The 6,341-nt window shown below is 27.2% G+C and carries 7 protein-coding genes; 6 read left to right on the forward strand and 1 reads right to left on the reverse strand.

Translation table 11 applies throughout. The annotated features are described in order from the left end of the window. Window positions 1-78: 78 nt before the first annotated feature. From BM384_RS14635 to BM384_RS14650, 4 genes are read left to right on the forward strand one after another with little or no spacing between them, the layout of a single operon-like run. Window positions 79-855 (forward strand): hypothetical protein, encoded by a 777-nt coding sequence (locus tag BM384_RS14635; protein WP_090014671.1) that lies wholly within the window; start codon window positions 79-81, stop codon window positions 853-855. Between the two features lie 12 nt (window positions 856-867). Further along, window positions 868-1,962, forward strand: coding sequence for an AAA family ATPase (locus tag BM384_RS14640; protein WP_090014673.1), 1,095 nt, complete (start codon window positions 868-870; stop codon window positions 1,960-1,962). 8 nt (window positions 1,963-1,970) lie between these two features. Beyond that, a complete protein-coding gene (locus tag BM384_RS14645; RefSeq protein WP_090014675.1) occupies window positions 1,971-3,302 on the forward strand; it encodes a vWA domain-containing protein in 1,332 nt (443 codons plus the stop codon). A 23-nt stretch (window positions 3,303-3,325) separates the two neighbouring features. Beyond that, window positions 3,326-3,922 (forward strand): hypothetical protein, encoded by a 597-nt coding sequence (locus tag BM384_RS14650; RefSeq protein WP_090014678.1) that lies wholly within the window; start codon window positions 3,326-3,328, stop codon window positions 3,920-3,922. Between the two features lie 95 nt (window positions 3,923-4,017). On the opposite strand, the gene BM384_RS14655 is transcribed toward BM384_RS14650, so the two are convergent. Beyond that, entirely contained in the window at window positions 4,018-4,344 is a 327-nt protein-coding gene (locus BM384_RS14655) for a HesB-like protein (RefSeq protein ID WP_090014680.1), read from the reverse strand. Between the two features lie 174 nt (window positions 4,345-4,518). Here BM384_RS14655 and BM384_RS14660 point away from each other — a divergent pair, with 174 nt between their 5' ends. Together BM384_RS14660 and BM384_RS14665 are read left to right on the forward strand one after the other, a co-directional pair. Continuing rightward, window positions 4,519-5,268: an rRNA adenine N-6-methyltransferase family protein gene (locus BM384_RS14660; RefSeq protein WP_090014682.1), complete on the forward strand. Its 750-nt coding sequence runs from the start codon at window positions 4,519-4,521 to the stop codon at window positions 5,266-5,268. Next, window positions 5,269-6,162, forward strand: coding sequence for an MBL fold metallo-hydrolase (locus BM384_RS14665; protein ID WP_090014684.1), 894 nt, complete (start codon window positions 5,269-5,271; stop codon window positions 6,160-6,162). The last annotated feature ends 179 nt before the right edge of the window (window positions 6,163-6,341 follow it).

Raw genomic sequence — 6,341 nt, forward strand, 5'->3', positions numbered from 1 at the left:
TACAAAATAGGACACGATGAATAAGGAAAAATCTCGATATGGGTATAATTGTCCATATTTTGAGTAGCAGATTTGAATATGGAGGAAAAAGTTTTATTAAAACAGGTAAAAGAAAATCCTATGCTTTTAGAAAAAATAGAAAATCCAAGTGATGATATTATAATGGCAGCAGTAAAGAAAAATGGAAATGTTATTAAGTTTATAAAGAATCAGAGCTTTGAAATGAGGAAGATAGCAATAGAAAGTAATCCTCTTTCAGTTCAATATATGGATGATTTAGAAGAGGAGCTTCAAGTTTTAGCTGTTAAGCTTTTATGGAATTCTCTAAAGTATATTAAAAATCCATCTTACAAGGTTTTAGAGGAAGCTGTAAAGGTAAAGGGGTGGGCTATACAGTATATTGAAGCTCCAGATGAAAAACTATGCCTTTTAGCAGTTAATAATGATTATGATGCTATTAAATATATTAAGAATCCTTCTAAAGAAACTCAGCTTATGGCAATAGAAAAGTCTTGGAATGCTATAAAATATATCAGTAACCCAAGTCTTGAAGCTAAAAGAAAAGCTATAATAGAAAATGAAGAAGCTATAAGTTTCTGTAATTACGATATTGAAGAATTAAAAATATTTATAAGTGATAATATAAAAGTTGTTAAGTACGTATATGAATTAATAGATCCAGAATTAGTAGTAGAAGTATTGATGGAAAAGCTTGAGAAAGATAATATGACAGAAGAGTATATGAAAGATTTTATTGAGCTTGAGATATTAGAAATGGATAAGATAAGATTTATATATGAATATGGAAGTAAGAAAACTAAAATTATGCTTGTAGATTACAAGCTTTCAAAGTAGGAGGTATATATAATGAAGTTTTCAGAAGTTTTAGAGACAGTAGATTTAATAATTGCAGCTAATGATGTACCTCTTATAATTGGTGAAAGTGGAATAGGTAAAACAGCACTAGCTCGTACTATAGCAAAAGAAAATTCATACTACTTAGTCAATATAGATGCTAATCTTTTAAAGGAAGGAGAAATTGGAGGACTTCCAACAATATCTAATGGTAAAACTATTTATGCAACTCATTATAAGTTAGCTGAAATTGATGAGGCCTTAAAGAACAATTACGAAGTTTTATTATTTATAGATGAATTAAATAGATGTGATCATGCAGTACAGCAGGAACTTATGAATTTGATATTAAATAGAGAAATTAATGGTTTTAAGTTAGGGGAACATGTACATATAATAGCTGCGATGAACCCATCTAGTAAATATGAAAATTACAGAGACAGTAATTATCAAGTTGTGGATATGGATGAAGCTCAAGAAGATAGATTTGTATGGATTGAAATGGAGTCTGACATTAAAGAATGGATTAAATGGGGAATGGAAAAAGGAAGAATCCATGAAGATATTATAGAATTTTTATCAGCTTTCCCTCATTATCTTCACACACCAGATTCAAGGGAAACTTTAAAGGCTACCCCAAGGAGCTGGGAAAGAATTTCAAAGGCTTATAAGGTATATAAAAAAGTATCAGAAAGTAAAAAAGAATATTCATTTAAGACATTTATAAATGTTGTAAGAGGAAATGTAGGAGATAGTATAACAGCAGATTTGACAATCTTCTTAACTAATTTAAAAAAGCCACTTATAGATGCAGAAAAATTATTTTCTTATGATGCTATTCCTATAGAGTTACAAGAAGATATAAAGAATGAATCACATTCAAGATTATATATTTTAGCAAAAAATTCTCTAAATTATCTAGAAAGTAACCTTGATAAAGATAACTATATAAAGATATTTTCTAATTTATTAAGCTTTTATCCTAAGGATCTAAGGCTTGGAATTATGAAAGAAATAAAAAGAGATTATTCTAAAGAACTATATGAAAAGTTATTACAGTGTGATGAATTTTTAAATGCTTTTTTTGAAATTTACGTTAGAGTTTAGGTGATAATATGTTTGAAGAAAAGGTAAATTCTCTATTAAAGAGAGCACTTGATTTTCGATTTAATGAAGATTTAACATCAGCATATGTTAGAGAATTTTTAGATTTTGTAAATGAAATAATTATAGATATGATTGACGGAGAAGATGACTTTTTTGGAACCTTTATGCTTAGGTTTGAAAGAGGAGTAAGGCTTGATATTTCTTGGCCAATAGCTACAGTTCCTATAAATAGTGGATTTGAGATGTATTTTAATCCTCTTCTTTTCCTTGAGTACACTAAAAAAGAAATGATTTCTTTGTTTAAGCATGAAATATATCATATAATGTATTCTCATTATGAGAGAACAGAGAATTTGAAAAATAGATATAGCAGTGAAGCTATAAATACAGCACTTGATATATCAGTTAATCAGTATATAAAAAATCTTCCACCAGAAGTTAAAAGACTTGATGGCATAAATAGGCAATATAATCTAAATTTAAAAGAAGATATGACTATTGAGCAGTATGCAGAAGAGATTCAAAAAGCTATAAATAAGAAAAAGGTTGTTAAAGATTTAGATGATAATGATTCTGTAGTTAGGCAGATTGATATAAAAAAAGCCCATGAATTATGGAATGAAGCAGATCTTAGTAAAGAAGATATTAAAGGAAATACTAAGAAAATAGCAGTGAATTTAAGTGCCAAAAATATACCTAATGATTTAGAAAAAATAATTAAATCCTTTAATGAAAAAGAGGAACTTTCCTGGGAAGAAATATTAAAAAGTATTTTACCTTCTATTAGAAGTGGGTATAAAAAAACAGTAACAAGAAGAAATAGAAGACAACCTGAAAGACTAGATTTAAGAGGGAGACTTCCAAATCATAAACCTGAAATAATAGTGGCAATTGATATTAGTGCTAGTATGAGTGATGAAGATATTAGAAAAGTCATGATTGAAATATTAGCAATAACAGAAAGTAGAAGAGGAAATATAACTATTATAGAATGTGATAATGAGATAAGAAATATTTATACTCTAAATAGTATAAAAGATATTCAAAAGAGAACTGAGAATAATGGGTCTACAGCATTTTCTCCTGTGTTCGAATATATAAGAGACAATAGAATTAGAGATAGCATACTTATATATTTTACAGATGGAGTAGGGGAAGAGAAACTTACTGTACGACCAAGCCTAAGAGACATAATATGGGTTATAATAGGAAATGAAGAGATGTCTCTAAAAGATAACTATGGTATTATAAAAAGGATAAAAAGTAGTGCTAAGAAGGGAGATGGAAAGGGCTCTGCTCTTGAAATGGTTAAGTCTGTAATTCATGATTGGGCAAGATAAAATACTAAAGAGAAAGGGAAGTTATGAAAAAGGTTAGTGGTAAATTTAAAAAGAACTTATGGATTATTACGGGAGTGCTAATTCTTAGTTTAATGCTAAATACAGTACTTATACTAAAAATAAATAAATATAGTTATAAGATTGGAACAGAAACTTATAGTTATATAAAACAAGCAAAGTTAATTCATGAAAGTAATGAGCAGATTTTAAAGGACACGCTTTATATAGGAAGTATAGATAGCATGTCTGCTTTGAAGTTATATAAAAACTATAATAATTTAAGTGAGGCTATAAATTACTTATGGAATGAGTACATTTATTACGAAGATAATAGGAGATTTGTTATTTTAAATAAAAATATCGATACCACAAGCTTAACTGCTATTGATATAAATTATAAAATACAAGATTTTTTAGGAAAATTATTAGAAAGTGAAATTCAAAATAATAATAAAATTGAACTTAGTGGAGATATAAGACAAGATTTTATAGAAATTTTTAATCTTGAAAAAGAAAAGGTTCAGTATTATAAAAACTTTTCAGATAAAAATCTAAATTATGATGAAGAGGATAAAAAAAAATACAATAATAAAGAAACATTATTGGATAGATGTTATTGAAGGATATAATGAAATAAATAAAGAATATGTAGACTATGAATTTAGTGTAATATAAAAAAATGCTGAAAATTATTTCAGCATTTTTTTATACAATCTTAGTGACATCCACCGCAGCTTCCGCATCCACCTTCTGGAGCTATAACTGGTTTTAATGAAAGACCTCTTCCTTCATTTTCATCAGTAGACATTATTATGAAACCACCAAATTCATCAATTAGAGATTGTTCCATGATGAAAGTTATGTCATTTACAACTTCAGTTACATCAGTATCTGTAGCTTGACTTATTGATATATTAAAGGCTGGACCACTACATCCATATCCTGCAAGATTTATTCTTACATTATAATCTTCTATATTATTTTCATCTAAGAATTCTTTAAATTCCTTATATGCTTCTTCACTTATAGTCATATTTTTCATGAAAATTCCTCCTTTTTTGAAATGATTATAGTACAAAGTATAACATAGTATATATTAAATTCAAGAAGTTTTTCTTTTACGCTGTTTATATTTCCTATACTTATAGTATAATAAAGTATAAATGATATTTGACAGTAAAAATAATAAGCATAAGGGATAAGGGGATTATAGATAATGAGGCCGTATGAAGAAAGGTTTATTAAACAAACAATCAATAGATATAATAAATTGATTTCTGAATCAGAAAGTGGACAGTATAGCATAGTAAAATCAAAGGAAGAAAGTTTATCAGGTTATCTTTATGAAGAAGAGAAAAATAAAAATTTAGATATAATAAAACTTTTTAATGACGATAAACTAATTATGGAATTAACCCCAAAAGAAATTGAGGGATATTTTGAAATTATTAAAAATGCTAAGGGTAAAATAGGAATTGTAGGATTAGGCCTTGGATATCTAGCAGAGGAGCTTGCAAATAAAAAAGAAGTAACAGAAGTAGTTGTATATGAAATAAGTAGCAGCGTTATAGAACTTTATAAGAGAAATTTCAAAAACAGAAGAAAAATAAAGATATTAAATGAAGATGCATATAAAGCTGAGAGACAAAAGTTTGATTTTTTCTTTGTAGATATATATAACGAAAAGTTAGTTGAAGAGTGTGCAAATGATTATAAGATATTTAATGAGATTCATGATATTGAAGAATACTCTTTTTGGGGAATGGAACATTTTCTTTTAAGCTGTAGATATGAAGAAATTGTATGGGTTTTTATCCCTGAAATTTGGATGGATATGACTAAAGATTTAGCAAGGATTTTAGATGAATCAGGGTATATGGAAAGCTACAAACCATTAGAACCTAAACATGTGAGTAACATTTTAGAAAAATTTAAAGTTATTTTAAATGAAGGAGAAGAAATATAATTGAAGATATTAAGTGTAAAAGGAAATACCTACTGTATTGATACAGGAACAGCATATGTACCTTTTTATAAAATAAATGAAAATGAAATTATTATGCTTGATACTGGATTAAGAAGGCAAGGTAAGGGAATAGAAGAAATATTAAATGATAATAAATTAGTAGTTAAAGGTATTATAAATACTCATGCTCATATTGACCATATTGGAAATAATGAATATTTCAAAGAAAAGTATGGGGCTACTATTGCAATGCCTTTATGTGAAGCTGAAATATGCAGCTCAGTAAATAATTTTAAAATGTATCTTTATAATGAAACATTGAAGTTTATAAAAAATAATTATAGTGATATTATGTGTAAAACAGATATTATAATAAACGAATATGATAGAGTTGTATCTATATGTGGTGTTACATTTAAAATACTTCATACTCCAGGACATAGCGTGTCACATATCGCTATAATAACTCCTGATAATGTAGCTTATGTTGGAGATGGATTAATAAGTTATGATCTTATAGAAAAGTTTAAGATACCTTATGCATATATTTTAGGTGAAGATATGAAGAGTAAAGCTGAGCTTTATTATTTAAATTGTAGTAAATACATAGTTTCACATAAGGGAATATATGATAATATAACAAAACTTATTGATGAAAACATAGATTTCTATGAAAGTAGATCAATGAAAATATATGAGCTTATAACAAAACCAATGACTTTTGAAGAAATATTAAAGACTGCTGTAGAGAAGTTTGACATAAGTTTAGGTACATCTAGTAAATATAATATGACAAGTAGAATGCTAAAACCTTATATAGATTATTTATGTGAAATAGAGAGATTAGATATTTCTGTGGAGGATGGAAGATTCTTGTATTCTCATAAAAAATAAGGCTGTATTTTCAAATAGAGTGATAAGTAAAACTAGCTATTCAAATATAGGTGGACGTCCTTTGAAGTTCGTACTTAAATAGGGATGTTCTCCTTTTATATTTATTGGGTTTTCATCAAATTTTGAAAATATAAATTTAAAAAGAGCTAAATAATTTGCTAAATATTTTGTTGATACCC

The organism is Clostridium sp. DSM 8431 (assembly GCF_900116755.1).
Classification (GTDB): domain Bacteria; phylum Bacillota; class Clostridia; order Clostridiales; family Clostridiaceae; genus Clostridium.

Bases quoted from the DNA above. Each gene is read 5' to 3' on its own strand.
- BM384_RS14635 (WP_090014671.1), top strand. From the start codon at position 79: ATGGAGGAAAAAGTTTTATTAAAACAGGTAAAAGAAAATCCTATGCTT.
- BM384_RS14640 (WP_090014673.1), top strand. From the start codon at position 868: ATGAAGTTTTCAGAAGTTTTAGAGACAGTAGATTTAATAATTGCAGCT.
- BM384_RS14645 (WP_090014675.1), top strand. From the start codon at position 1,971: ATGTTTGAAGAAAAGGTAAATTCTCTATTAAAGAGAGCACTTGATTTT.
- BM384_RS14650 (WP_090014678.1), top strand. From the start codon at position 3,326: ATGAAAAAGGTTAGTGGTAAATTTAAAAAGAACTTATGGATTATTACG.
- BM384_RS14655 (WP_090014680.1), bottom strand. From the start codon at position 4,344: ATGAAAAATATGACTATAAGTGAAGAAGCATATAAGGAATTTAAAGAA.
- BM384_RS14660 (WP_090014682.1), top strand. From the start codon at position 4,519: ATGAGGCCGTATGAAGAAAGGTTTATTAAACAAACAATCAATAGATAT.